Source organism: Pseudomonas sp. PK-RTE-24 (assembly GCF_054052265.1).
This window is the reverse complement of the sequence record NZ_CM133224.1, coordinates 2,087,378-2,114,093: the sequence shown is the minus strand read 5'-3', so window position 1 is coordinate 2,114,093 and position 26,716 is coordinate 2,087,378. Positions and strand designations below refer to the sequence as shown.

At 59.9% G+C, this 26,716-nt stretch carries 23 protein-coding genes; 15 read left to right on the top strand and 8 right to left on the bottom strand.

The features are described 5' to 3' along the window. Positions 1-239: 239 nt before the first annotated feature. Positions 240-869, bottom strand: a complete 630-nt coding sequence (locus ACV8MC_RS09330; RefSeq protein ID WP_003228820.1) for a response regulator — start codon at positions 867-869, stop codon at positions 240-242. A gap of 84 nt (positions 870-953) precedes the next feature. Beyond that, a complete protein-coding gene (locus tag ACV8MC_RS09325) occupies positions 954-3,350 on the bottom strand; it encodes a PAS domain-containing sensor histidine kinase (protein WP_457265096.1) in 2,397 nt (798 codons plus the stop codon). A gap of 73 nt (positions 3,351-3,423) precedes the next feature. Here ACV8MC_RS09325 and ACV8MC_RS09320 point away from each other — a divergent pair, with 73 nt between their 5' ends. Then, positions 3,424-4,410, top strand: a complete 987-nt coding sequence (locus tag ACV8MC_RS09320; RefSeq protein WP_056786690.1) for an alpha/beta hydrolase family protein — start codon at positions 3,424-3,426, stop codon at positions 4,408-4,410. Between the two features lie 123 nt (positions 4,411-4,533). On the opposite strand, the gene ACV8MC_RS09315 is transcribed toward ACV8MC_RS09320, so the two are convergent. From ACV8MC_RS09315 to ACV8MC_RS09305, 3 genes are read right to left on the bottom strand one after another with little or no spacing between them, the layout of a single operon-like run. Continuing rightward, positions 4,534-5,301 carry a TerB family tellurite resistance protein gene (locus ACV8MC_RS09315; protein WP_457265094.1) on the bottom strand — a complete coding sequence of 256 codons (768 nt, stop codon included), beginning with the start codon at positions 5,299-5,301 and terminating at the stop codon, positions 4,534-4,536. 1 nt (position 5,302) lies between these two features. Beyond that, the gene (gene murU / locus ACV8MC_RS09310) at positions 5,303-5,974 is read right to left on the bottom strand and encodes an N-acetylmuramate alpha-1-phosphate uridylyltransferase MurU (protein ID WP_457265092.1); all 672 of its coding nucleotides are present in this window, start codon (positions 5,972-5,974) and stop codon (positions 5,303-5,305) included. Then, positions 5,971-6,990 (bottom strand): aminoglycoside phosphotransferase family protein, encoded by a 1,020-nt coding sequence (locus ACV8MC_RS09305; protein WP_095181413.1) that lies wholly within the window; start codon positions 6,988-6,990, stop codon positions 5,971-5,973. Before ACV8MC_RS09305 ends, murU begins: the two co-directional genes overlap by 4 nt. A gap of 130 nt (positions 6,991-7,120) precedes the next feature. On the opposite strand from ACV8MC_RS09305, the gene ACV8MC_RS09300 reads away from it, so the two are divergent. The 11 genes from ACV8MC_RS09300 (at position 7,121) to ACV8MC_RS09250 (ending at position 21,188) form a co-directional block, all read left to right on the top strand. Further along, entirely contained in the window at positions 7,121-9,895 is a 2,775-nt protein-coding gene (locus tag ACV8MC_RS09300; protein WP_150636794.1) for an LPS-assembly protein LptD, read from the top strand. Then, the gene (gene surA, locus ACV8MC_RS09295) at positions 9,870-11,192 is read left to right on the top strand and encodes a peptidylprolyl isomerase SurA (protein WP_252886887.1); all 1,323 of its coding nucleotides are present in this window, start codon (positions 9,870-9,872) and stop codon (positions 11,190-11,192) included. Before ACV8MC_RS09300 ends, surA begins: the two co-directional genes overlap by 26 nt. Further along, a complete protein-coding gene (pdxA, locus tag ACV8MC_RS09290; RefSeq protein ID WP_016772897.1) occupies positions 11,189-12,178 on the top strand; it encodes a 4-hydroxythreonine-4-phosphate dehydrogenase PdxA in 990 nt (329 codons plus the stop codon). Before surA ends, pdxA begins: the two co-directional genes overlap by 4 nt. Then, positions 12,175-12,993, top strand: a complete 819-nt coding sequence (rsmA, locus tag ACV8MC_RS09285) for a 16S rRNA (adenine(1518)-N(6)/adenine(1519)-N(6))-dimethyltransferase RsmA (RefSeq protein ID WP_016772896.1) — start codon at positions 12,175-12,177, stop codon at positions 12,991-12,993. Before pdxA ends, rsmA begins: the two co-directional genes overlap by 4 nt. A gap of 113 nt (positions 12,994-13,106) precedes the next feature. Beyond that, positions 13,107-13,487, top strand: coding sequence for a Co2+/Mg2+ efflux protein ApaG (gene apaG / locus ACV8MC_RS09280; protein WP_457265089.1), 381 nt, complete (start codon positions 13,107-13,109; stop codon positions 13,485-13,487). After that, positions 13,487-14,368: a symmetrical bis(5'-nucleosyl)-tetraphosphatase gene (locus ACV8MC_RS09275; RefSeq protein WP_252868386.1), complete on the top strand. Its 882-nt coding sequence runs from the start codon at positions 13,487-13,489 to the stop codon at positions 14,366-14,368. Before apaG ends, ACV8MC_RS09275 begins: the two co-directional genes overlap by 1 nt. A gap of 34 nt (positions 14,369-14,402) precedes the next feature. After that, positions 14,403-14,732 (top strand): thiosulfate sulfurtransferase GlpE, encoded by a 330-nt coding sequence (gene glpE / locus ACV8MC_RS09270; RefSeq protein WP_056786663.1) that lies wholly within the window; start codon positions 14,403-14,405, stop codon positions 14,730-14,732. A 296-nt stretch (positions 14,733-15,028) separates the two neighbouring features. Further along, positions 15,029-16,951, top strand: a complete 1,923-nt coding sequence (locus ACV8MC_RS09265) for a PrkA family serine protein kinase (RefSeq protein ID WP_016772892.1) — start codon at positions 15,029-15,031, stop codon at positions 16,949-16,951. A gap of 119 nt (positions 16,952-17,070) precedes the next feature. Continuing rightward, the gene (locus ACV8MC_RS09260; protein WP_039757709.1) at positions 17,071-18,342 is read left to right on the top strand and encodes a YeaH/YhbH family protein; all 1,272 of its coding nucleotides are present in this window, start codon (positions 17,071-17,073) and stop codon (positions 18,340-18,342) included. Beyond that, positions 18,339-19,901 carry a SpoVR family protein gene (locus ACV8MC_RS09255; RefSeq protein WP_024014545.1) on the top strand — a complete coding sequence of 521 codons (1,563 nt, stop codon included), beginning with the start codon at positions 18,339-18,341 and terminating at the stop codon, positions 19,899-19,901. The genes ACV8MC_RS09260 and ACV8MC_RS09255 overlap by 4 nt, the downstream gene beginning before the upstream one ends. 63 nt (positions 19,902-19,964) lie before the next feature. Then, entirely contained in the window at positions 19,965-21,188 is a 1,224-nt protein-coding gene (locus ACV8MC_RS09250; protein ID WP_457265085.1) for a multifunctional CCA addition/repair protein, read from the top strand. A gap of 90 nt (positions 21,189-21,278) precedes the next feature. Here the strand turns inward: ACV8MC_RS09250 and folK are convergent, their stop codons facing one another. Next, on the bottom strand, positions 21,279-21,794 hold the full coding sequence (folK, locus tag ACV8MC_RS09245; protein ID WP_457265083.1) for a 2-amino-4-hydroxy-6-hydroxymethyldihydropteridine diphosphokinase: 516 nt from the start codon (positions 21,792-21,794) through the stop codon (positions 21,279-21,281). Continuing rightward, positions 21,785-22,141, bottom strand: coding sequence for a dihydroneopterin aldolase (gene folB / locus ACV8MC_RS09240; protein WP_016772885.1), 357 nt, complete (start codon positions 22,139-22,141; stop codon positions 21,785-21,787). The genes folK and folB overlap by 10 nt, the downstream gene beginning before the upstream one ends. A gap of 74 nt (positions 22,142-22,215) precedes the next feature. Between folB and plsY the strand changes: the two genes are divergently transcribed. Further along, positions 22,216-22,785, top strand: a complete 570-nt coding sequence (gene plsY, locus ACV8MC_RS09235) for a glycerol-3-phosphate 1-O-acyltransferase PlsY (RefSeq protein WP_041476705.1) — start codon at positions 22,216-22,218, stop codon at positions 22,783-22,785. 23 nt (positions 22,786-22,808) lie between these two features. Here the strand turns inward: plsY and tsaD are convergent, their stop codons facing one another. Further along, entirely contained in the window at positions 22,809-23,834 is a 1,026-nt protein-coding gene (tsaD, locus tag ACV8MC_RS09230) for a tRNA (adenosine(37)-N6)-threonylcarbamoyltransferase complex transferase subunit TsaD (protein WP_457265080.1), read from the bottom strand. Between the two features lie 199 nt (positions 23,835-24,033). On the opposite strand from tsaD, the gene rpsU reads away from it, so the two are divergent. Both rpsU and dnaG read left to right on the top strand, forming a co-directional pair. Next, complete coding sequence (rpsU, locus tag ACV8MC_RS09225) at positions 24,034-24,249, top strand: 30S ribosomal protein S21 (protein WP_002551877.1); 216 nt, start codon at positions 24,034-24,036, stop codon at positions 24,247-24,249. Between the two features lie 486 nt (positions 24,250-24,735). Further along, the gene (dnaG, locus tag ACV8MC_RS09220; RefSeq protein WP_024014549.1) at positions 24,736-26,700 is read left to right on the top strand and encodes a DNA primase; all 1,965 of its coding nucleotides are present in this window, start codon (positions 24,736-24,738) and stop codon (positions 26,698-26,700) included. Positions 26,701-26,716 lie beyond the last annotated feature (16 nt).

Sequence of the window (26,716 nt, the reverse complement as noted above, 5' to 3'; positions counted from 1 at the left end):
CCTTTGTTGTTGATGACTGCTTGTGGATTAAGCCTAGTGGTTGCTGACAGGCGCGCAAATCGGGGCGCAGGAGAGAATCGCCTCAGCCGGATGGAAGGTTGGGGGTAGGGATTGCCCTACAAGGATGGCGCGTTTGGGCAAACGCAGCGGCAAGGGGCAAGCTGCAAGCCGCTAGTAAAGGCGAAAGCGTCTGTCGCTAATGGATATGCCAACTCGCTCCCACATGAGGGCGGTGACGGTCAGAGGAGTTTGTGCTCCATCGCATATTTCACCAGCTCCGCCAGCGAGGTGATGTTGAGCTTCTGCATCAGCCGCGCCTTGTGGGTGCTGATGGTCTTGCTGCTCAAGGCCAGTTGCTGGGCGATGTCGTTGACGTTCGCGCCCTGAGCGAGGCGTTCGAACACCGAGAATTCGCGTTCTGACAACAGCGAATGCAGCGGCCGGGTATCGGTCAGGCCGACTTCGAAGACCATGCGGTCGGCCAGTTCCGGGTCAATGTAACGCCCGCCCGCCGCAACTTTGCGGATCGCCGTGAGCAGCAGCGCCGGATCGCTGTCCTTGGTCGCATACCCGGCCGCGCCGACCTTCAAGGCGCGCGCGGCCATTTGCGCTTCGTCGTGCATCGACAGCACCAGAATCGCCGGCGGATTGTTCAGTGCACGAATGCGCGGGATAGCTTCCAGGCCGTTGACGCCGGGCATGGAGATGTCCAGCAGCACCACCTCGCACGGCACGCTGCGCAGGGTTTCGAGCAGTTGCTCGCCATTGCTCGCCTCCCCCACCACTTGCAGATCCTTGGCCAAGCCGATCAGTTGCTTGATGCCCTCGCGGACGATGGTGTGGTCTTCGGCTACCAGTACACGGATCACGTTCTTCTCCAGATTTCAGGTACACACCAATCCCTGTGGGAGCGAGCCTGCTCGCGAAGGCGTCAGCACTCACAATACAAAACCTCAGACCTCACTTACCGGCACCCACACTTGAAGACTGGTGCCCTCCCCCGGCTCACTCACAAGCTCCAGCCGCCCGCCCATGATCAGCACCCGCTCACGCATACCGACCAGACCAAACGACGTCGGCCTACCCTCGGCCGCGACAAATCCTACGCCATCATCGCTGACCGTCAGGCACAATTCATCGCCATCCAGCGCCAGCGTCAACTCCACCGTATGTGCCTGAGCATGGCGCATCACGTTGGTCAGCGCTTCCTGCAGAATCCGGAACAGCCCCACCGCTTTGGCATCGCTGAGCGCCGGCAGATTGTCCGGCACCTGCACCAGACACGGAATCTGCGTGCGCGCCTCGAAACGCCGCGCCTGCCACTCGATGGCCGAGGCAATCCCGGCATCCAGAATCGGCGGACGCAACGCGGTCGCCACATCGCGCACCAGCTGAAATAACTGTGCGATCAGGCGCTTCATGCTGTTGAGCCGCTCGTTGAGTCCCGGATCGAGTTGCGCGTAGGCCAATTCGCACATCGATGTCTCCAGTTTCAGCACGGTGAGCATCTGTCCCAACTCATCATGGACTTCCCGGGCGATGCGCGCCTTCTCTTCTTCACGCACGCTTTCCAGGTGCGCCGACAGTTCGCGCAGTTGCTCGCGCGAGGCCGCCAGTTCCAGCTCGATGCGTTTGCTTTCGCTGATGTCCCAGACGATGCCGTCCCACACATAGGCGCCGTCCTCCAACTGGCGGGTGATCGCCTTGATCTCGGCCCAGCGTTGCTCGCCCTGGCGCGTGACGATGCGGCCCTGCCACGACCAGTCGCTGTCAGTGTCCAGCGCCTGATCCTGGGTACGGTGATAACTGGCCCTGTCATCGGGGTGCACCAGGCTGCGCAGGCCCATGTCGCGATGAGCGATGGCTGCCGGTGCGTAGCCGACCAGACTTTCGCTGCCCTCGCTGATGTAGGCAAAGTCGATCTGCCCGGTGACCGGTGCCCGCTCCAGCCGAAACACCAGACCCGGGACGTTGGCAGCGATGCCTTGCAGGCGCGCCTCGCTTTCCTGCAAAGCGGCGAGCGCGCGGCGGCGGTCGGTGACGTCGGTGAGGTAGACCACCAGATATTCACTGTCGCGAAAACGCAGAAAACTCAAAGACACGTCGGCCGGCAGCACGCTGCCATCGGCGCGCAGGCAGCTGGTTTCGAAGCTCAGCGGCCCTTCTTCACTGGCCCGCGCACGCTTCCACAGATTGAGCCAGCGATCCATGTGCAGGCCGGGCTCGAAATCGATCAGCGGCCGCTCGATCAGCCCGCCCGAGGGATAACCAAGCATGTTTTCCGCCGCGCGGTTGGCGTAACGCACATGGCTGTCCCAATTGACCCAGAGGATGCCGACGGTGCTTTGGTCGATGGAAAACTGTGTCAGCCGCAGCGCCTCTTCACTGGCGGCGCGCAACGCGATGTCTTCGCGGGCGCTGAGCAAGCGTTGTTCGAGGCTGCGCTGTTGGCGCCGCTGCCAGACCACGATGGCCGCGCAACTGAGCAGCATCACCGCGAACAACAGGCTGAGGTTCTGCCAGAACCCCGGCGATTCGGTCAGCCGTGGGTACTTCGGCTGCAGCCATTGGTTGTGCAGTTGTTCCAGATCCTTGGCCGGTATTGCGCGCAAGGCGCTCTGGACGATGCCGGCCAGTTCCGGCCAATCGCGCCGCGAGGCCACGCGCAGCAACTGCGGCAGGCCGATATCGCCGACCACCACCAGTTCGGCAAACTCCGGCTCCACCGACAGACGCCCCAACTGCGCTTCGTCGACCACTGCGTAGGAGGCTTGCTGACTCAACAGCAGTTGCAAGGCCTGACGCTCCAGCGGCACGCCTTGCAGATTCAAGTGCGGATAATTGCTGCGCAGGTAATCGGCGGTGCTGCTGGGCATGCGCACGGCGACGCGGGTCTGGCTGTCGAGTTTTTCCAGATCGACCGCGCCGCTGCTTTTCTGATCGCTGACCACCAGTTGCGGCACGCGCATGTACGGGTCGGAAAACTGCCAGAGACGCAGCGCGCTCGGGGTCTGGCTGAGGCCCGGAGCGATGTCGATCTCGCCCTCGCGCAAAGCGTTTTCCAACTGCCCGAGATCCTGAAAGTTGCGCCAGCTCAGTTCCACGCCCAAGGTTCTGGCGAGCAGCTTCATCAACTCGACATTGGCCCCGGACAATCGCTGCAGGCGCCGATCGTAGGTCGCATAGGGCGCCTGCAACACCAGGCCGACGCGCAATTCGTTGTGCTGCGCCAGCCATTGTTGCTGCTCTGGCGACAATTGCGCGGCATGGCCCGGCGGCGCAGGCGCCGCCCAGCCCATCAAGGGAAACCACAAACAGCCGATAACCCACAGGCAGCAAAATCGCTTCATTGAAGTCTCATACACTGACAAATTCTGACCAACCCATTAGGCTGCCGGGATACTTTCTGGCCTGGAATAACCGATGCCCTCTGTCTACCGCCTGGCACTGCCAGCATTGTGCCTGTCGCTGATCCTGCCTTGTGCGTTTTCCGCCGAAGCCGCAGACCCTGCGCCTGCGGCCACGGATAAACCCGCCGAAGAAAAACCGGCCGAGCGCCAGCCACTGCTTGAGCGTAGTCAGGAAGAGGCCGCCGCACTGCAACGTAAACTGCCGGCGCAAGAGCAGCAACAACTGCAGGCTGGCAGCGACACTTTCCTCGCCCTGTGGAAACCGGCCAACAGCGCCGAACCCAAAGGCGCGGTGATCATCGTTCCCGGTGCCGGCGAAACCGCTGACTGGCCGCAGGCAGTTGGCCCGTTGCGAGGCAAATTGCCGGATGCCGAGTGGAGCAGCCTGAGTATCACCCTGCCGGATCTGCAAAGCGACGCCATTGCTCCGCGCGTAATCGAACCGGCCGCCGCGCCGAAAGCCCCGGAAACCACAAGCAAAGACGCCACCACCGCACAACCGATCGAACAGGCCGCTGGCGGTGAAGCGGAAGTCGCCGAACAGGTAGTGGCCGAGACCAGCGAAGAACAAACCAAAGCCGACGCCGAGCGCATTTTCGGACGCATCGACGCAGCGATTGCCTACGCCGAACAGCAGAGCGCGCGCAGCATTGTCGTGCTCGGTCACGGCACCGGCGCCTACTGGGCGGCGCGTTTTCTCAGTGAGAGACAAACGCCGCAGGTGGAGAAACTGGTCATGGTTGACGCGCAAGCACCGGCCAAAGCCCTGCCGCCACTCGCTGAACTGACGCCGACGCTGAAGCTGCCGACGGTGGATATTTTCTACATGGACAGAGCGCTGGATCGCAACGCGGCGCTGGAGCGCATGCAGGCGAGCAAGCGTCTGAAGACCTCGGCGTTCAGCCAGGTGGCGCTGAAAGTGTTGCCGGACAAGAAGGCTGAGCAGGAACAATTGTTTCGGCGGGTGCGAGGCTGGTTGAATCCTCAGGCTGTTGACTGACTGTCACACCGAATCGCCCTTAATTCGCGAGCAGGCTCGCTCCCACATTGGATCTATGCACAATTCAATGTGGGAGCGAGCCTGCTCGCGAAGGGGCAAGCACAAGCAACACCCATCTAACTTCTAGCGAAAATCCCGCCGCTCGCGAATCAGCGTATAGGCGCTATGCAGTTCCCGCGTACGCTCGGTCGCGTCACGCACCTGCGCCGGGGTCGCGCCGCTGCCGGCGATTTTGTCCGGGTGATGGCGACTGAGCAATCGCCGGTAAGCGCGCTTGATCTGTGCCGGCTCGCTGCTCGCCGACACCCCAAGCAGCTTCATCGCCTCCTGATAGCTCACTGCCGCACTGACGATCGGCCGCTTGCCCGGCTCGTAATCGCTGGCCAGCGCTTGCACCTGCTGCGACGTCCAGCCGAGCCACTTGCCCCACTGCGCCAGCAACTCGCGTTCGCTGACCCCGGCGCCACCATCAGCCCAAACCATTCGCCAACAGGCGCGCAACACACCTTCGGCCGCGTGCGGTTGAGAACTCAGACGACGCAGATAGCCGCGCAGATTGTCGCTGCCGGACTTGCCGCGATTGAACGCGGCAATTGCCCGCCGTGTCGCCGGCTCGCTCATTTCCAGCGCGCGCATTTCATTGCGCGCCTGCTGGATATGCCCGTCAGTGACGCGCCCGTCGCTCTTGGCCAGACGCCCGAGCAACACGAACAGCAGTTCATCGTTGCGCAGCATCGGCCGGCCGCCGAGCTTTTCGCGTAAGTGTCCCCAGCTCTGCAAGTGCAGGCGCCGATCCAGCGCCTGCCCCAACAACGCCCCAAGCATGGCCCCCGGAATGCTGGCAATCGCGTACCCCACTCCGGCTCCAATCAGAGTCCCTGGCCACAGCATCTCAGTGACTCGCTCTTATCAAGGCTTCGGCTTCGGCCAGACGCTCGTGGGTACCGACATCCACCCAATGCCCCTTCAGACGCTCGCCCGTCACTTCATCTTTGGCCATGGCCTTGCGCAGCAGAGGCGCGAGCTTGAAGGCGCCATCGCTGCAACCATCGAACAACTGCGGATGCAGCACGGCGATGCCGCTGTAGGTCAGCGTCTGCGCATCAGGCTCGCCGTCCTGCACTTTGCCGTCGATGAGAGTGAAGTCGCCTTTCGGGTGATGCGCCGGATTGTCCGCCAGCACCAGATGCGCCAGGCCATTGATCGGCTGGTGCAGCACGCTGAAGTCGTAATCGGTCCAGATGTCGCCGTTGACCACCAGAAACGCATCGTCACCTAGTAACGGCAGCGCACGGAAAATCCCGCCACCGGTTTCCAGCGGCTCGCCTTCCGGCGAGTACTGGATGCTCAGGCCGAAACGCGAACCGTCACCCAGATGATCCTCTATCTGCTGACCGAGCCAGGCGTGGTTAATGACGATTTCGTTGAAGCCTGCAGCCGCGAGGGCGTGCAGGTGATACTCGATCAGCGGCACGCCAGCGGCCTGCACCAGCGGTTTCGGCGTGGTCAGGGTCAGCGGGCGCATACGCTCGCCTTTGCCCGCCGCCAGAATCATTGCCTTCATGCCGTCGCTCCAGCACGCAAGCTGCTGAACAGCGCTTGCAGCTCCGCCAGTTCAGGACGGCGGGCGATCACTGCTTCTATATAAGAGAAGAAGCGCGGCACATCGGCCAGATAACGCGGCTTGCCATCGCGATGGCAGATACGCGCGAAGATGCCGATGACTTTCAGGTGACGTTGCACGCCCATCAAGTCGCTGGCGCGCAGGAAGTCTTCGAAATCAGCTTGCACCGGAATGTCCAGTGCCGAGGCTTGCTGCCAATAACTTTCCAGCCAGCCGCGTACACGTTCTTCCGGCCAGCTGAGGAAAGCGTCCTTGAACAGGCAAGTCACGTCGTAGGTCACCGGGCCGTACACCGCGTCCTGGAAGTCCAGCACGCCAGGGTTCGGCTCGCTGAGCATCAGGTTGCGCGGCATGTAGTCGCGGTGCACCAGCACTTTCGGCTGCGCCAGCGCGCTGTCGATCAAGAGCTCGCTGATGTGCTGCCACTGTTGCTGCTGGGCCGCATCGAACTCGACGCCCAGCTCATGCTTGACGTACCACTCGGGGAACAACTCAAGCTCACGACGCAACAAGGCGACGTCGTAACTGGGCAACGGCGCAACCATCGGCAACTGTTGAAAAGCCAACAGCGCTTGCAGGGCATCGTGGAATAACGCGTCGGCATTTTCGCCATCGATGACGTCGAGATAGGTCTTGTTGCCCAGGTCATTGAGCAAAAGAAAACCGCGTTCGAGGTCTTCGGCGTAAATTTTCGGCACATTAATTCCGGATTTCGCCAGCAAAAAAGCGATATCCACGAACGGTTTGCAGTTTTCCTGGGGTGGCGGCGCGTCCATCACGACGAAGCTGCGACCATCGCCCTCCCAGCGGAAGTAGCGGCGGAAACTCGCGTCGCTGCTGGCCGCGGTCAACGTGGCCGGGGGCACGGTGCCCCAGCCCTGCTCGGCAAACAGCTTTGCCAACTGCTCATCGAGCCAAACTTTCAGGTGTTGCAAGCGTACATCTTGGTCAGGCATTGCAAGGGTCTCCGACGGCGCTAGCCGTCAAGCGGGTCATGCTTTATTATCCAGCATCTTTTTCAGACCATCGAGAGGCGTGCGGCCCACACCGCGGGCAGATGGCACGCAGGAAGCCCGGACTAATAAGATGGCATTGAAATCCCCCGCGTTTCGTAAAAAATTTCCATTGTTGGTAACCGGCAGTCTGCTGGCTATGCAACCTCTGGCCAGTCAATTCGTTGTTGCCGCCGAGCAGTATGACTGCTCCGTCTCGGCTACGGGTGGCTGGGACTGTGCGCCCAAGTCGCCCGCCGCGGCATTGCCGCCGCGTCCGGTGCATGACGGCAGTGCCGTCAGCGCTGCCGGCGAGCCTGCGGCCGACAAGGGTTCCGACGCCGACACTGGCGCGAAAACCGCACTGGTCACCGAGTCCAAGGGCCGCGGCCTGAAATCCCGTAGCGAAGACTACAGTCACCTCGACTGGGTTCCGCGCGAGAAGCTCACCGCTGCGCAATTGGCCGAGACCGGTCCTTACTGCTCTGGTTCCTATATCGAACCGATTCGTCCTGGCATGAATGACAAGACGAATAAAAGTGACGCGCCGACCTTCATCGGTGCCAAAGCGTCGCGTTACGAGCAGGACACACAAGTCGCCAGCCTCGCCGGTGACGTGATCATGCGTCAGGGCAGCATGCAGGTCGAAGCCGACGAGGCCAATCTGTATCAGGCCGAGAGCCGTGGCGAACTGGCCGGCAACGTGCGCATCCGTGACAACGGCGCGCTGATCGTCGGCGACCACGCCGATGTGCAGCTCGACACCGGTGAAGCCAAGGTCGACAACGCCGAATACGTGATGCACAAATCGCGCATCCGCGGTAACGCGCTGTATGCCAAGCGTGCCGAAAACGCGATCATCCGCTTGAAGGACGGCACGTACACCACGTGCGAACCGAACAGCAACGCCTGGCAGCTCAAGGGCAACAACATCACCCTGAACCCGGCCACCGGTTTCGGTACCGCGACCAACGTGACGTTGCGCGTCAAAGACATCCCGATTCTGTACACCCCGTACATCTACTTCCCGATCGACGACCGTCGCCAGTCAGGTTTCCTCCCGCCGACCATCGGCTCGGGCAGCGACACCGGCTTCATGCTGGTCACGCCGTACTACTTCAACTTGGCGCCGAACTATGACGCCACGTTGTACCCGCGTTACATGAGCAAGCGCGGCATGCTGGTGGAGGGTGAGTTCCGCTACCTGACCAAGTCGAGTGAAGGGCAGTTCGGTGCGGCGTATCTCAACGATGAGAACGACGATCGCAAGCTTCAGTCCGACTACAAGGACACTCGCTATATGTACAACTGGCAGCACAAGGGCGGTCTCGATTCCCGTGTGCTCACAGAAGTTGACTACACCAAGATCAGCGATCCGTATTACTTCCAGGATCTGCAGACCGATCAGATTGGTGTGAAGAGCGATGATTTCGTCAATCAGCAGGGTGCGGTCAGCTACCGTGGCGACAACTACACCGCACGCCTGAATGCTCAGCAATATCAGCTGGCTACCGTTTCCAACATCACACCGTATGGTCGTCTGCCGCAGATCACCTTCAATGGTCAGCTGCCGTACCATCCGGAAGGTCTGAATTTCGATTACGAGACCGAGCTGGTTCGTTTCGATCGCGATCTACGTGATGGTGACTTCATCAATGAAGATGGCATTGCCGAGCGTCGTCTCGACACAAACATCAGCGGTCTGGCCCGCGCTAACGGCGATCGCCTGAATCTGAAGCCGGGCGTCAGCCTGCCGATGAATTGGACGTATGGTTTCCTCAAACCATCGTTGAAGTATCAGTACACGCAGTATCAGCTTGATCTCGACCAGCAAGGCAAAAGCACGCTACTGGCTGGTGAAGACTACAGTCGCAACCAGAACCGCGGCGTCCCTATAGCCAGCGTAGATAGTGGACTGTACTTCGACCGCAATACCTCCTATTTCGGCAAGAATTATCGCCAGACCCTAGAACCACGTCTCTTCTATCTCTATGTACCTGAGAAAGATCAGGAAGACATTCCGGTATTCGACACCAGCGAAACGACGTTCAACTACTCGTCGCTTTTCCGTGACAACCGCTTTACCGGCTCCGACCGTGTCGGTGACGAGAACAAGCTGTCTCTGGGCGTGACCAGTCGCTGGATCGAAGACAACGGTTTCGAGCGTCAGCGCATCAGCGTTGGCCAGGCTCTGTACTTCAAGGATCGCAAGGTCCAACTGCCGGGTATCGCTTTCAACGATCGTGACGACGCGAAATCCGACGTTTCGCCATACGCGCTGGAATACGAATACCGCTGGAACCGCGATTGGCGCACCACTGCCGACTACAACTGGGACCCGGACAGCCGCAGCCCGCGCTCTGGCAGCGCGATGTTCCACTACCAGCCGGAAGACAACCCGAACAAGGTGGTCAACGTCGGTTACCGCTATCGTAACGACCAGGTTCGTTACGACCAGAACACCGGTCGCTGGACTGTGGGCGGCGGTGACTACGGCACCCCGGGTCAACCTGGCTACGTGAAGGACTACTACAAGATCCAGCAGCATGACTTCTCGGTCATCTGGCCGATCGTTCCGCAGTGGAACGCCATCAGTCGCTGGCAGTACGACTACAACCGCAATCGCACGCTGGAAGCCTTCGGTGGTTTCGAATACGACAACTGCTGCTGGAAACTGCGCCTGATCAACCGTTACTGGGTCGCCTATGACGAAAACAGTCAGAACGCCCCGGAAAACGAAAAAGGCGACCATGGCATCTTCCTCCAAATTGTTCTGAAGGGACTCGGCGGCCTGACTGGCGCCAAGGTAGAGAGCTTCCTCGACAAAGGCATTCAAGGTTATCGTGAACGTGAAGACCAAGCTTTCTGATTGTCTGCGCCCGGTGCTGCTGGGCGCGCTGTTCCTGGGTACGGCGGCCAACGCCGCCGTACAGTCCATCGATAAAGTGGTGGCGATCGTCGATAACGACGTGGTCATGCAGAGCCAACTGGACCAACGCGTTCACGAAGTTCAGCAGACCATCGCCAAGCGCGGTGGCGGTCTGCCGCCTCCGGGTGTGCTCGATCAGCAAGTGCTCGAGCGTCTGATCGTCGAAAACCTGCAACTGCAGATCGGTGAACGCTCGGGCATCCGCATCACTGACGAAGAGTTGAACCAGGCTGTCGGCACCATTGCTCAGCGCAACAACATGAGTGTCGATCAGTTTCGTGCTGCACTGGCTCGTGACGGCCTGAACTATGACGACGCCCGTGATCAGATCAAGCGCGAAATGATCATCAGCCGTGTGCGTCAGCGTCGTGTGGCGGAGCGTATCCAGGTGTCCGAGCAGGAAGTGAAGAACTTCCTCGCCTCCGACCTCGGTAAGATGCAGCTGTCCGAAGAACTGCACTTGGCCAACATCCTGATTCCGACCCCGGAAAGCGCCAACTCTGAAGCCATTCAGAGCGCTTATCGTCAGGCGATGGATGTATACCAGCAGCTCAAGCAAGGCGCCGACTTCGGTCAGATGGCCGTGGCCAAATCCGGTAGCGACAACGCGCTGGAAGGCGGCGAGATGGGCTGGCGTAAAGCCGCACAACTGCCACCGCCGTTCGATCGTGAGCTGAGCAGCATGGCGGTTGGCGACATCACTCAGCCTGCGCGCACGCCGGGCGGCTTCATCATTCTGAAGCTGCTGGGCAAACGTGGCGGCGAAGCGCAGATGCGCGACGAAGTCCATGTCCGCCACATCCTGGTCAAGCCGAGCCCGATCCGCGACGAAGCCAAGACCAAGGCACTGGTGCAATCGTTGTATGACCGCATCACCGCCGGCGAAGACTTTGCCGAGCTGGCGAAAAACTACTCGGAAGACCCGGGTTCCGCCCTCAACGGCGGCGACCTGAACTGGATCGACCCGAACGTGCTGGTACCGGAATTCCGCGAAGTGATGGCTTCGACCCCACAAGGTCAGCTGTCCAAGCCATTCCAGACCCAATACGGCTGGCACGTGCTGGAAGTCCTTGGCCGTCGCGCCACTGACGGCACCGAACAGGCCCGTGAGCAGCAAGCGATGTCCGTACTGCGTAACCGCAAATACGATGAAGAGCTGCAAACCTGGCTGCGTCAGATACGTGACGAAGCGTACGTAGAGATCAAACTTCCTGGTGCAGACCAGGCAGCGCAGTGAAACCCAAGCGTTTCGCGCTGACACCCGGCGAACCGGCCGGCATCGGTCCCGACCTGTGCCTGCTGCTCGCCTCGCAAGCCCAGCCACATCCCCTGATTGCCATCACCAGCCGCGACCTACTCCTTGAGCGGGCCGCGCAGCTGGGGCTGGCCGTCAGTCTGCTGGATGTCGCGCCGGGGCAGTGGCCAGATGTTCCAGCACCGGCCAACAGCCTGTACGTCTGGGACACGCCGCTCAGCGCACCGGTAATCGCCGGGCAACTGGACAAGGCCAACGCTGCATTCGTCCTCGAAACCCTGACCCGCGCCGGCAACGGATGCCTGAACGGTGATTTCGCAGGGATGATCACCGCGCCCGTGCACAAAGGTGTGATCAACGAGTCGGGCATCGCGTTCTCTGGACACACTGAATTTCTCGCCGACCTGACGCACACCGCGCAAGTAGTGATGATGCTGGCCACTCGCGGTTTGCGCGTGGCGCTGGTCACCACCCACCTGCCCCTGCGCGAGATTGCCGACGCGATCACCCCGGAGCGGCTGGAGCGGGTCACGCGAATCCTGCACGCCGACCTGCAAGACAAATTCGGCATCGCCCGGCCCCGCATCCTGGTCTGCGGTCTCAACCCGCATGCCGGTGAAGGCGGCCACCTGGGCCATGAAGAAATCGACATCATCGAACCGACATTAGAGCGCCTGCGCGGCGAGGGCATGGACCTTCGTGGCCCGCTGCCTGCCGACACTCTGTTTACCCCCAAATATCTGGAGCACTGCGACGCAGTGCTGGCGATGTACCACGACCAGGGCTTGCCCGTGCTCAAGTACAAAGGCTTCGGCGCTGCCGTCAACGTGACGCTGGGCCTGCCGATCATCCGCACCTCGGTCGACCATGGCACCGCCCTGGATCTGGCCGGCAGCGGCAGGATCGATACCGGCAGCCTGCAAGTCGCCCTGGAAACCGCCTACCAGATGGCCGAGACCCGTTTATGAACGAGCAATATCAACACAAGGCGCGCAAACGCTTTGGTCAGAACTTCCTGCACGATGCCGGCGTTATCGACCGCATCCTGCGCTCCATCCATGCCAAGCCTGACGATCGCCTGCTGGAAATCGGCCCCGGTCAGGGTGCGCTGACCCAAGGTTTGCTGGGCTCCGGCGCGCAACTCGACGTAGTGGAGCTGGACAAGGATCTGATCCCGATCCTCAACCAGCAGTTTGCCGGCATGAGTAATTTCAACCTGCATCAGGGCGATGCGCTGAAGTTCGACTTCAATACACTGAACGCCGCGCCAAACAGCCTGCGGGTGGTCGGCAACCTGCCGTACAACATCTCCACGCCGTTGATTTTTCACCTGTTGAACAACGCCGGCATCATTCGCGACATGCACTTCATGCTGCAGAAAGAAGTGGTCGAGCGCTTGGCCGCAGGCCCGGGTGGCGGTGACTGGGGTCGTCTGTCGATCATGGTCCAGTACCATTGCCGCGTGGAACATCTGTTCAACGTCGGCCCAGGCGCATTCAACCCGCCGCCGAAAGTCGACTCGGCGATCGTTCGTCTGGTGCCCCACGCGGTACTGCCGCACCCGGCCAAAGATCACAAGTTGCTGGAGCGCGTGGTGCGCGAAGCCTTCAATCAGCGCCGTAAAACCTTGCGCAACACCCTCAAGCAATTGCTCAGCAATGCCGAAATCGAAGCCGCCGGCGTCGATGGCAGCCTGCGTCCCGAGCAGCTGGATCTGGCTGCATTCGTGCGTCTGGCCGACCAGCTCGCGATACAGGTCCCGGCCACTCCTGCCGCCGACTGACTCGCGATGAACGCTATCGGGCAGCACACCACTCTGGTTTACTGCCCGATACTTGCCTAGACTGATTCCCCATCAGCTACGCCCCGCGTTCCGCTTCGTTAAGGCCTTCTTGCATGTCCGATTCCCGTTATCAGGTCGATGTCAGCGTCGTCACCCGCTATCTGCCAGACCAATCGCAACCCGAACACGACCGTTTCGCCTTCGCCTACACCATCACCGTACAGAACAACGGCGAGGTTGCGGCCAAGCTTCTGTCCCGGCACTGGGTGATCACCGATGGTGACGGCCATGTCGAACACGTGCGCGGTGAAGGCGTCGTCGGCCAGCAACCGTTGATCGATGCAGGCAAGAGCCACACGTATACCAGCGGCACAGTGATGACCACCAAGGTCGGCACCATGCAGGGCACTTATCAAATGCTCGCCGACGACGGCAAACATTTCGATGCCGTCATCAAACCGTTTCGCCTCGCCGTGCCCGGAGCCCTGCACTGATGACGACGTATGCCGTCGGTGACCTGCAAGGCTGCCTCGAACCGCTCAAGTGCCTGCTCAAACAAGCTGCCTTCGACCCGGCGCTTGACCGGCTGTGGCTGGTCGGCGATCTGGTCAACCGTGGCCCGCAGTCGCTGGAAACCCTGCGTTTTCTCTTTGGCATGCGTGAGTCGCTGGTCTGCGTGCTCGGCAATCACGACCTGCACCTGCTGGCCGCCGCGAAGAAGATCGAGCGCCTGAAGAAAAGCGACACACTGCGCGAAATCATCGAGGCCCCCGATGGGCCGCAACTGATGGAATGGCTGCGCCAGCAAAAGCTGATGCATTACGACGAAACACGCGATGTTGCGATGGTCCATGCAGGCATCCCGCCGCAATGGTCGCTGCGCCGTGCGTTGAAGTGCGCCGCCGAAGTCGAGACCGCCTTGCGTGACGACAACGTGTTCCCCGCCTACCTTGACGGTATGTACGGCAATGAACCGGCAAAATGGGACAACGATCTCAAAGGCATTGATCGTCTGCGGGTAATCACCAATTACTTCACACGCATGCGCTTTTGCACCGCTGAGGGCAAGCTCGACCTCAAAAGCAAGGAAGGCCTCGACAGCGCACCGCCCGGCTACAAGCCGTGGTTTCAGCACAAGGAGCGCAAGACCAAAGGCCTGCGCATCATCTTCGGTCACTGGGCCGCGCTCGAGGGCAATATCCACGAGCCGGGCATTTCCGCGCTGGACACCGGATGCGTATGGGGCGGCAGCCTGACGCTTATGAACGTCGACAGCGGCGAACGCCTGTCATGCAAATGCGACGAGCACGGCGGGCTTGCGCCATCAGTCGCCCCACTCACCCCCAACGATTCGCCCGTCAACGCCTCGCGTTAGACTGCGCCTTCAGTAGAGCAACAGGTACTTTGTCATGACCGAATTCAAACGAATCCCCCCGGAACAGGCGCAGGCCCTGCGTGAACAGGGCGCAGTCGTAGTCGACGTACGCGATCCGGCGACCTTTGCCGCGCTGCACATCAGCGGCTCCAAACATCTCGACAATCATTCCCTGCACGCTTTCATTCAAGGCGCCGACCTCGATGCACCGACCGTCGTGGTCTGCTACCACGGCAATTCCAGCCAAGGCGCAGCTGCCTATCTGGTCGGCCAGGGCTTCTCCGATGTCTACAGCATGGATGGCGGTTTCGAGCTGTGGCGTACGACCTATCCTTCGGAAACCGCGCAAGGCACCGACGAATAATTTTTTTGCGCGGCGCAGGCCCCGGCTGCCGTGGGCCTGCGCGCGGCAGACGAACGGTCTGCCACAACTAATTACGTATCTCGCCTTTACCTCTCGAATTCCCAACTATCCTTAAGCGCAGGCCATCCAAAACAGGGGAGAGCCGGTACACCGGCGCGCGGGTCATCGGGAGTAGCTTTCGCGGTTTGTCGACCGTGGGAGAATTCTGGGGGGTAAACAGCAGCTGCCACAGCGACTGCTGCCAGCATCGACTGAGTGATCCGGCGTCGGCTCCACGTATCGAGCGAGGTGACGTCATGAGTATCTTTAGCCACTTCCAACAACGCTTCGAATCCACACGCCAGGAAGAACTCTCTCTGCAGGAGTACCTGGAGCTGTGCAAAAACGATCGCAGCGCCTACGTTTCCGCCGCCGAACGTCTGTTGATGGCGATCGGCGAACCGGAACTGCTCGACACTTCGACCAATTCGAGGCTGTCGCGCATCTTCTCCAACAAGGTGATCCGCCGCTATCCAGCCTTTGAAGACTTCCACGGGATGGAAGAATGCATCGACCAGATCGTCTCGTATTTCCGCCACGCCGCCCAAGGCCTGGAAGAGAAGAAACAGATTCTTTATCTGCTCGGCCCCGTCGGTGGCGGTAAATCGTCCCTGGCCGAGAAGCTGAAACAACTGATGGAGAAAGTGCCCTTTTATGCCATCAAGGGCTCGCCGGTCTTCGAGTCGCCTCTGGGTCTGTTCAACGCCACCGAAGATGGCGCGATCCTCGAGGAAGATTTCGGCATTCCACGGCGCTACCTGAACACCATCATGTCGCCCTGGGCGACCAAGCGCCTGGCCGAATTCGGCGGCGACATCAGCCAGTTCCGCGTGGTCAAGCTGTACCCGTCGATCCTCAATCAGATTGCCGTGGCCAAGACCGAACCCGGTGACGAGAACAACCAGGACATCTCGGCGCTGGTCGGCAAGGTCGATATCCGCAAACTCGAAGAATTCCCACAGAACGACGCTGACGCCTATAGCTACTCCGGTGCGCTGTGCCGGGCCAACCAGGGCTTGATGGAATTCGTCGAAATGTTCAAGGCGCCGATCAAGGTGCTGCACCCATTGCTGACTGCTACCCAGGAGGGCAACTACAACAGTACCGAAGGCCTCGGCGCGATTCCATTTACCGGCATCCTGCTGGCTCACTCCAATGAATCGGAGTGGCACACCTTCCGCAACAACAAGAACAACGAGGCGTTCATCGACCGGATCTACATCGTCAAAGTGCCGTACTGCCTGCGCGTCAGCGACGAAGTGAAGATCTACGACAAACTGCTTTTCAACAGTTCCCTGTCCAAGGCGCACTGCGCACCGGACACCCTGAAAATGCTCGCGCAGTTCACTGTGCTGTCGCGCCTCAAGGAGCCGGAAAACTCCAACATCTATTCGAAGATGCGCGTCTACGACGGCGAAAACCTGAAAGACACCGATCCGAAGGCCAAGTCGATTCAGGAGTACCGCGATTCGGCCGGTGTCGACGAAGGAATGAACGGCCTGTCGACCCGCTTCGCCTTCAAGATCCTCTCCAAGGTGTTCAACTTCGACCCGCATGAAATCGCCGCCAACCCGGTGCACCTGCTCTATGTGCTTGAACAACAGATCGAACAGGAACAGTTCCAGGCCGAAACCCGCGAACGCTACCTGCGCTATCTGAAGGAGTACCTGGCGCCGCGCTACATCGAGTTTATCGGCAAGGAAATCCAGACCGCTTATCTGGAGTCCTACAGCGAATACGGTCAGAACATCTTCGACCGCTACGTGCTGTACGCGGATTTCTGGATCCAGGACCAGGAGTATCGCGACCCGGAAACCGGCGAGATCCTCAACCGCGTGGCCCTGAACGAAGAACTGGAAAAAATCGAAAAACCGGCCGGAATCAGCAATCCGAAGGATTTCCGCAACGAGATCGTCAACTTTGTCCTGCGCGCCCGGGCCAACAACAACGGCAAGAACCCGACCTGGCTCAGCTACGAAAAACTGCGGGTGGTCATCGAGAAGAAAATGTTCTCCAACACCGAAGACCTGCTGCCCGTCATCAGCTTCAACGCCAAGGCCAGCAAGGAGGATCAGCAAAAACACAACGACTTCGTTACGCGAATGGTTGAACGTGGCTACACCGATAAACAGGTACGCCTGCTGTCCGAATGGTACCTGCGGGTCCGCAAGTCGCAGTGAGGCAGCTGCAAGCTATAAGCCACAAGCTGCAAGGAGAACGCGCGTGAATCCCCATCCGGGTGAATCGGCCTCTACTTGCAGCTTGCAGCTCAAAACTTGAAGCTCCCCGGAGGGGCCTTATGAGCTATGTGATCGACCGACGCCTCAATGGCAAAAACAAGAGCACGGTGAACCGCCAGCGTTTTCTGCGGCGCTACCGTGACCACATCAAAAAGGCTGTCGAAGAGGCAGTCAGTCGCCGCTCCATTACCGATATGGAGCACGGTGAGCAGATCAGCATTCCCGGTCGCGACATCGACGAACCGGTACTTCATCACGGACGCGGCGGCAAACAGACCGTGGTGCATCCCGGTAACAAAGAGTTCACGGCCGGTGAACATATCGCCCGTCCACCGGGCGGCGGCGGTGGGCGCGGCCCGGGCAAGGCCGGCAATTCAGGCGAAGGCATGGACGAGTTCGTCTTCCAGATCACGCAGGAAGAGTTTCTCGAATTCATGTTCGAAGATCTGGAACTGCCGAACCTGGTCAAACGCAACCTGACCGGCACCGACACGTTCAAAACCGTCCGCGCCGGGATCAGCAATGAAGGTAACCCTTCACGCATCAATATCATCCGCACGTTGCGCTCGGCTCATGCGCGTCGTATCGCCCTGTCTGGCAGCAGCCGCGCGAAATTGCGCGAAGCCAAGGAAGAGCTGGCACGGCTCAAGCGCGAAGAACCGGACAACTTCGGCGATATTCAGGAACTCGAAGCTGAAATCGAGAAACTCAGCGCGCGCATTCACCGCGTGCCGTTCCTCGATACCTTCGACTTGAAATACAACCTGTTGGTCAAGCAACCCAACCCCAGCTCCAAAGCAGTGATGTTCTGCCTGATGGACGTGTCCGGTTCTATGACGCAGGCCACCAAGGACATCGCCAAGCGCTTTTTCATCCTGCTGTACCTGTTTCTCAAGCGTAACTACGACAAGATCGATGTGGTGTTCATCCGTCACCACACCAGCGCCCGGGAAGTGGACGAAGAGGAGTTTTTCTATTCTCGTGAGACCGGCGGCACCATTGTTTCCAGCGCCCTGAAGCTGATGCAGGAAATCATGGCCGAGCGCTATCCGAGCAACGAGTGGAACATCTACGCCGCTCAGGCCTCCGACGGCGACAACTGGAACGACGATTCGCCGATCTGCCGCGACATCCTGATCAATCAGATCATGCCGTTTGTGCAGTACTACACTTACGTGGAGATCACCCCGCGCGAACATCAGGCCCTGTGGTACGAATACGAACGCATCGCCGAAGCCTTCTCTGACACGTTTGCCCAGCAGCAACTGGTCTCGGCCGGAGATATCTATCCGGTCTTCCGTGAACTCTTCCAGCGCAGGTTAGTGACATGACCGCCAAAGAGCAGAAGCGCCAACCCATTTCCACCGGCTCCGAATGGACATTCGAGCTGATCCAGACCTACGACCGCGAAATCGCCCGGATCGCGGCCCGCTACGCGCTGGATACCTATCCCAACCAGATTGAAGTGATTACCGCCGAGCAGATGATGGACGCCTATGCCTCAGTGGGCATGCCGCTGGGCTATCACCACTGGTCCTACGGCAAACACTTCCTCAGTACCGAAAAATCCTACAGTCGCGGACAAATGGGCCTGGCTTACGAGATCGTGATCAACTCCGACCCGTGCATCGCCTATCTGATGGAAGAAAACACCATCTGCATGCAGGCGCTGGTGGTGGCCCATGCCTGCTATGGCCACAACAGCTTCTTCAAGGGCAACTACCTGTTCCGTACCTGGACTGACGCCAGTTCGATCATCGATTACCTGGTGTTCGCCAAGCAGTACATCATGCAGTGCGAAGAGCGCCACGGCATCGATGCCGTGGAAGACCTGCTCGATTCCTGCCATGCCCTGATGAATTACGGTGTCGACCGCTACAAGCGCCCGTATCCGATTTCCGCCGAAGAAGAGCGCCGGCGGCAGAAGGATCGCGAAGAGCACATGCAGAAGCAGATCAATGATCTGTGGCGCACCATTCCCAAAGGCGCGGACAAATACAGCGACAAGGACAACGCCCGCTTCCCGGCCGAACCGCAGGAAAACATCCTCTATTTCATCGAGAAACACGCGCCGCTGCTGGAACCCTGGCAGCGCGAGATCGTGCGCATCGTGCGCAAGATCGCCCAGTATTTCTATCCGCAGCGCCAGACCCAGGTCATGAACGAAGGCTGGGCAACGTTCTGGCATTACACGCTGATGAATGACCTGTATGACGAAGGCCTGGTCACCGACGGCTTCATGATGGAATTCCTCACCTCGCACACCAGCGTGGTATTCCAGCCGGGTTTCGACAGTCCGTACTACAGCGGCATCAACCCCTATGCATTGGGTTTCGCCATGTACCGCGACATTCGGCGCATGTGCGAAGAGCCTACCGAAGAGGATCGCCGCTGGTTCCCGGACATCGCCGGTTCCGACTGGCTGTCGACCATCAAGTTCGCCATGAGCAGTTTCAAGGACGAGAGCTTCATCCTGCAGTACCTGTCGCCCAAGGTGATCCGTGATCTAAAGCTGTTCAGCATTCTCGATGACGACCAGAAAGACGACTTGCTGGTGCCGGCCATTCATGATGAGGGCGGCTACCGCATCATCCGTGAAACCCTGGCAGCGCAATACAACCTCGGCAATCGTGAGCCGAACGTGCAGATCTACAGCATCGATCGGCGCGGTGATCGCTCGCTGACCCTGCGCCATCAGCAGCACGACCGCAAACCCTTGGGCGACTCCACCGAAGAAGTCCTCAAGCACCTGCACCGGCTCTGGGGCTTCGACATTCATCTGGAAACCCTGCAAGGCGACCAGATCATGAAAACCCATCACGTGCCGCCACGCAGTGAACACAGCGAAGGCGATTACGGCCGGCTCGATCTGGCCGTGATTCATCTTTGATCCGGTTCCGGCCTCCGAAAGTCTGACGCAAGGGTTATCCTGTCGGACTGACGGAGGTTTTTTATGCAGGTTTACAAGGTTGGCGGCGCAGTACGTGATCGCCTGTTGGGGTTGCCGGTCACTGACATCGACAGGGTCGTGGTGGGCGCCACCACGGAGGAAATGCTCGCCAAGGGATACCGCCCGGTTGGCGCCGATTTTCCGGTGTTTCTACACCCCAAAACCGGTGAGGAATATGCCCTCGCCCGTACGGAACGCAAAAGCGGTCGCGGTTACGGCGGCTTCACCTTCTACGCAAGTCCCGAAGTGACGCTTGAAGAAGACCTGATTCGCCGCGACCTGACGATCAATGCCATGGCCGAGGACGATCAGCTCAACCTTACCGATCCGTACCATGGCCAGCGCGATCTTGAAGCGCGAATCCTGCGCCATGTATCCCCGGCATTCGCCGAAGATCCGCTCCGTGTCCTGCGTGTTGCCCGTTTTGCTGCGCGCTACGCAGGATTGGGTTTCACGGTTGCCGACGAAACCATGGATCTCATGCGCCAGCTCAGCCAGTCCGGCGAACTGCAGGCTCTGACTGCCGAACGCAGTTGGAAGGAAATTTCCCGGGCGTTGCTGGAAGACCATCCACAGGTCTTCATCCAGGTATTGCGCGACTGCGGCGCGCTCAAAGAGCTGATACCGGAAATCGATGCCCTGTTCGGCGTACCCCAGCCGGAAACTCATCACCCGGAAATCGATACCGGCTTGCACACCCTGAGCGTGCTGGAGCAATCAGCCCTGCACAGGCAGCCGCTGACGGTGCGCTGGGCCTGCCTGCTGCACGACTTGGGCAAAGGCCTGACGCCGGAAGACGAATGGCCTCGGCATATCGCCCATGAGCACACCGGGCTGAAGCTGATCAAAGCGGTCAACGAGCGCTTCAAAGTCCCCAAAGACTGTCAGGAACTGGCGCTGCTGGTCGGGCAATACCACACCCATGGGCACCGGGCGCTGGAGCTGAAAGCCTCGACGCTGTTGGAGTTGCTGCAAAGTTTCGATATCTATCGCCGGCCACAGCGCTTCGAGGAATTTATCGCCGCGTGCGAGATGGACGCCCGTGGCCGCAAGGGCCTGGAGCAGCGCAGTTATCCACAGGCGGATTATTTGCGCGGAGCGGCGAAAGCTGCGCGAGCGGTGGCGGTGCAGCCGCTGCTGGAAAAGGGCTTCAAGGGGCCGGAACTGGGTGAAGCGCTGAAGCGGGAACGGTTGAAAGCATTGAAGATCTACAAAGACAACGCCTGAAGCAAGATCAAAAGATCGCAGCCTTCGGCAGCTCCTACAGGGAAACGCAAATTCCTCTGTAGGAGCTGCCGAAGGCTGCGATCTTTTGCTTTAAAGATTCGACGGAGTCAATTGCTGCCCATTCCATTCGAACGCAACCGGCGCCAACACCTGATCAATCTGCGCCTCGGCCCACAACGTCGCAAAGCTCTTGCCCACCCCCGGATGCACCCGATCCGGCGCAATCAACGACAGCGGCCACAGCACAAAGGCATTTTTCAGGATTTCAGCACGCGGCAGCATCAATCCATCGAAATTACCCACCAGATCGCCATACAGCAGCACGTCGATATCCAGCGGCAGACCTTTGCGATCCGGGGCATAACGACCGTTGTCCGCCTCGATGAATTTCAAGCGGCGGTCAAGCTCCATCAACGGCAGATCGGTGTAGGCCGAGACCACGAAATTGAAGAACGGCCCGCTCTTGATGCCCACCGGTTGGCTCTCGAACACCGCCGAACAACGGATATCCACCAGGAACGTGGCCAGCGCATCGAGACCGGCGCGCATATGGGTTTCGCGCTCGATATTGCTACCGAGCCCGAGGTAGACCTGAGTCAGCGACATCCGCGCTCGATCTCCACACCCACACCGCCCTTGGCCGCCGGCACCGCGCCCGGTTTGGTCAGTTTCAGCCGCACCCAGGTGATCTTGAATTCGGCCATCAGCACTTCAACCAGACGCTCGGCAAAGGTTTCGACCAGTTGGAACTGCGCCTGCTCGGCAAAGGCCTGAATGCGCGTGGAAACACTGGCGTAATCGAGCGCCAGGGTCAGGTCGTCACCGGCGGCGGCCGGGCGATTGTCCCAGGCGAAGCTCAGATCAAGACGCAGGCACTGACGGATGCCACGCTCCCAGTCGTAGGCACCGATCACGGTGTCGACTTCCAGGCCCTCGATAAACACTCTGTCCAAGCACTTCTCTCCGCTGCACGACAAGGGCGCGATGCGCCGTTAGAATCAGGGCGTCCTCGCCCGGAATAGTTAGCATGTTTTGGTTACTGGCGATTCTCGCCTACCTGCTCGGCTCGCTGTCCTTTGCCATTTTGCTCAGCCGCCTGACCGGAAATCCGGATCCGCGAATGAGTGGCTCGGGTAATGCCGGCGCCACCAACATGCTGCGCCTGGCCGGTCGCAAACTGGCGATCCTGACCCTGCTCGGTGATCTGTGCAAAGGCCTGCTGCCGGTGCTGATCGCCTCGGGCGCGGGCCTTTCAGTGCAGGATCAGGCCTGGATTGGCGTATGCGCCGTGATCGGTCACCTGTTCCCTTTGTACTTTCGCTTTCGTGGCGGCAAAGGCGTTGCCACTGCCGCCGGCATGCTGCTCGGCCTGTATCCACCCGCCGCGCTGCTGGCAGTATGTGCCTGGCTACTGACGTTTTACCTGACCCGCACCAGCTCGCTGGCGGCGCTGATTGCCACGCCACTGACCCTGCCGTTGCTGGCCTGGCAGGAGCCGGAAGCCTTGCTGCCAATGAGCGCGCTGACCTTGCTGATTGTCTGGCGCCATCGCGGCAATCTACGCGACCTGTTTGCCGGGCGCGAACGGCATTTCTGACTGCCGTCCATGAGCGTCGCTCATTACAGCGCCGACAACTGCTCCATTGGCCAGCGTGCCTGCACGGTGATTGCCAGACTTTCCTGCTGACCGGCCTTCAGGCGCTGGCAACCGGCAAATGCGATCATCGCGCCATTGTCGGTGCAGAACTCCGGGCGCGCATAGAACACATCACCCTTCATATCGCCGAGCATCTTTTCCAGCGAAACCCGCAACGCCTTGTTGGCGCTGACGCCGCCGGCAATCACCAGTCGCTTCATGCCTGCATGTTTCAGGGCGCGCTTGCACTTGATGGTCAAAGTCTCCACCACGGCCTGCTGGAACGCCAGCGCGATGTCGCAACGGGCTTGCTCGCCGTCGTCCCCGGCGCTGACGCATTGCTGCCAGGTATTGAGGGCGAAGGTTTTCAAGCCGCTGAAACTGAAGTCCAGACCCGGGCGATCACACATCGGACGCGGAAAGGTGAAACGTCCTGCGACGCCCTTCTCGGCCAGCTTGGCGATTTCCGGCCCGCCGGGGTAATTGAGGCCCATCATCTTCGCGGTTTTGTCGAAAGCTTCGCCGGCCGCATCGTCGAGCGTCTCGCCGAGCAGGCTGTATTGGCCAATGCCGTCGACCTGAACCAACTGGGTATGACCACCGGAAACCAACAAAGCGACGAACGGAAATTCCGGCGGTTTCGGTTCCAGCATCGGCGCCAGCAAGTGGCCTTCCATGTGGTGCACACCGAGAGCCGGAATGCCCCAGGCAAACGCCAGCGCCTGCGCGCAGGAAGCACCGACCAGCAACGCGCCGACCAGGCCAGGACCTGCGGTATAGGCGATTGCATCGATCTCGGTCGGCACGCAGTCGGCCTCGGCCAACACCTGACGGATCAAGGGCAGCATGCGTTTGACGTGGTCACGCGAGGCCAGCTCCGGCACCACACCGCCATAGACACGGTGCAGGTCGATCTGACTGAACAGCGCGTCGGCCAGCAGACCGCGTTCACTGTCATACAATGCGACGCCGGTTTCGTCGCAGGAGGTTTCTAATCCCAGTACTAGCATGGGTTTGCGCCTTGTTTAGGCTGAATTCGAAGGCGCGCATAATAGTCGCCACGTGATGCCCCGACCAGCGGTTTTCGATCAGAGGCTTTGCATTCCGAGCGATGAGGGGTTAACATCCGCAACCCTTAAAAACCGACGTCTTCAAGTGCTCTTTTGCCGCGAGGATGTTGACCCCGGTAATGAATGAAGGTAGCTCTGGATGCCAGCCGTCAAAGTAAAAGAGAACGAACCCTTCGACGTAGCTCTGCGTCGTTTCAAGCGCTCCTGCGAAAAAGCCGGTGTACTGGCTGAAGTTCGTAGCCGCGAATTTTACGAGAAGCCAACTTCTGAGCGTAAGCGCAAGGCAGCAGCCGCTGTTAAGCGTCACGCCAAGAAAGTTCAGCGCGAACAGCGCCGCGCCGTTCGTCTGTACTAATCCACAGACGTTCGTAGCAAGCTTCTTGCCTAAGCCCGGCCCTCAGCCGGGCTAATGGCATTTGCGTAAAACGCTTGATGCTTCACCGTCGACGCCGCCGATGCGACCGAGACAAATCTGCTTCACCGCGTCAGGCCTGGCTCTTTTGCCAGCGGTGCACGTCTTTTCTGACGAGCCTTTCAAGGCTACTGACGAGCACACCCACTGATTCCTCTTACGACGATCAGCCCAAGGCACCTGCATGCGTGCCCGCTTTATTGAGCTATCCGAGGTCGACAATCGGCCGTCAGCGGATTCAGCGCAACACTTTCACATAGTCGAAGACTGATAGGTACTAACGTCAGTGGATTTTCGGCAGATACACTTCCCGACAGCGATTCCGCAGACGACACCGGTCGAGCCGCACTTTTTGTGCGTTTCCAGCAATGGCCCGCGTCCGACGGCCTGTCGCAACGGATTTATTGCAGCGCAGACGACGAGAACGCCATGGCCGGGCTGATTCCCCAGAGCTTCATTGACGACCTGCTGAACCGCACCGACATCGTCGACGTGGTCAGCTCGCGCGTGCAATTGAAGAAGGCCGGCAAGAACTACACCGCCTGCTGCCCGTTCCATAAAGAGAAAACCCCGTCATTCAGCGTCAGCCCCGACAAACAGTTCTATTACTGCTTCGGTTGCGGCGCCGGCGGCAACGCCCTCGGCTTTCTCATGGATCACGACAACCTGGACTTCCCCCAGGCCGTCGAAGATCTGGCCAAAGCCGCCGGCATGGAAATCCCCCGCGAAGAAAGCGGTCGCGAGCGCAAGCCGCGCCAGCCGACCGATTCGCCGCTGTACCCGCTGCTGACCGCCGCCGCTGATTTTTACCGGCAGGCACTCAAGAGTCATCCGTCGCGCAAGGCTGCGGTGGATTACCTCAAGGGGCGCGGGCTGACGGGCGAGATCGCTCGGGATTTCGGCCTCGGTTTTGCGCCGCCGGGCTGGGACAACCTGCTCAAGCATCTGAGCAGCGACACGTTGCAACAGAAGGCCATGATCGAAGCTGGCCTGCTGATCGAGAACGCCGAAACCGGCAAACGCTATGACCGCTTCCGCGATCGCGTGATGTTCCCGATTCGCGATACCCGCGGACGGATCATCGCCTTCGGCGGTCGCGTACTGGGCGACGACAAGCCCAAGTACCTGAACTCACCGGAAACCCCGGTATTCCATAAAGGCCAGGAACTCTACGGCCTTTATGAAGCACGCAAGAACAATCGCAACCTCGACGAAATCATCGTCGTCGAGGGTTACATGGACGTCATAGCCCTCGCCCAGCAAGGCTTGCGCAATGCCGTCGCCACGCTGGGTACCGCGACCAGCGAAGAACACCTCAAGCGCTTGTTCCGCGTCGTCCCGAACGTGTTGTTCTGCTTCGACGGCGACCAGGCCGGCCGCAACGCAGCCTGGCGTGCACTGGAAGCGACCCTGCCGTGCCTGCAGGACGGTCGTCGCGCGCGGTTCCTGTTTTTGCCCGAAGGCGAAGACCCGGACACCCTGGTTCGCGCCGAAGGCACCGATGCTTTCAAGGCGCGCATCAATCAGCACGCGCAGCCGCTGGCCGATTATTTTTTCCAGCAACTGACCGAAGAATCCGACCCGCGCTCTCTTGAGGGCAAGGCGCACATGGCCACCCTCGCCGCACCATTGATCGACAAGGTGCCGGGCGCAAACCTGCGTATTCTCATGCGTCAGCGCCTGACCGAAATCACTGGCCTGAGCAGCGAAACCGTCAGCCAATTGGTTCAGAGTGCGCCGCAGGAAGCACCGCCCGCCTACGATCCGGGCTTCGATTATGACGCCATGCCGGACTACAGCGACTACCATCAGCCGCAGGCGCAGGACATGTATGCGCCGCAGCAGGAATGGACGCCGAAGAAACCCGGCGCCGGCGGCAAGAAGTGGGACAAGAAACCGTGGGACAAGAACGGCAAGCGTGGTGGCGATCGCGAACAGCAGCGCCCGCGTACGCCGATTGGCGTTGAATCGCCAACCCTGACGGCACTGCGAACATTGCTCCATCATCCGCAACTGGCCAAGCGCGTCGAAGACGCCGGGCACATTGCCGATGAAAATCAGACCAACGCCCAGCTGCTTGTGGCGCTGCTCGAAGCCGTACAGAAGAATCCCAAGCTAAACTCATTTCAGCTGATCGCGCGATGGCACGGTACTGAACAGGGTCGCTTACTCAAGGCGCTGGCAGAAAAGGAATGGCTGATTGACGGAGATAACCTTGAACAACAGTTTTTCGACACCATTACTAGCTTGTCCGCCCGCCAACGCGAGCGAAATCTCGAACAGTTACTCAGGAAAGCGCGGCAAAGCGAACTGAGCGTCGAAGAGAAAAATCAACTGCGCGACCTTTTAAGTCGCAATGTTTCCGCATCAAACCCGACCTCAACTGGCGCGTGAGGTCATAGCTCAGGTA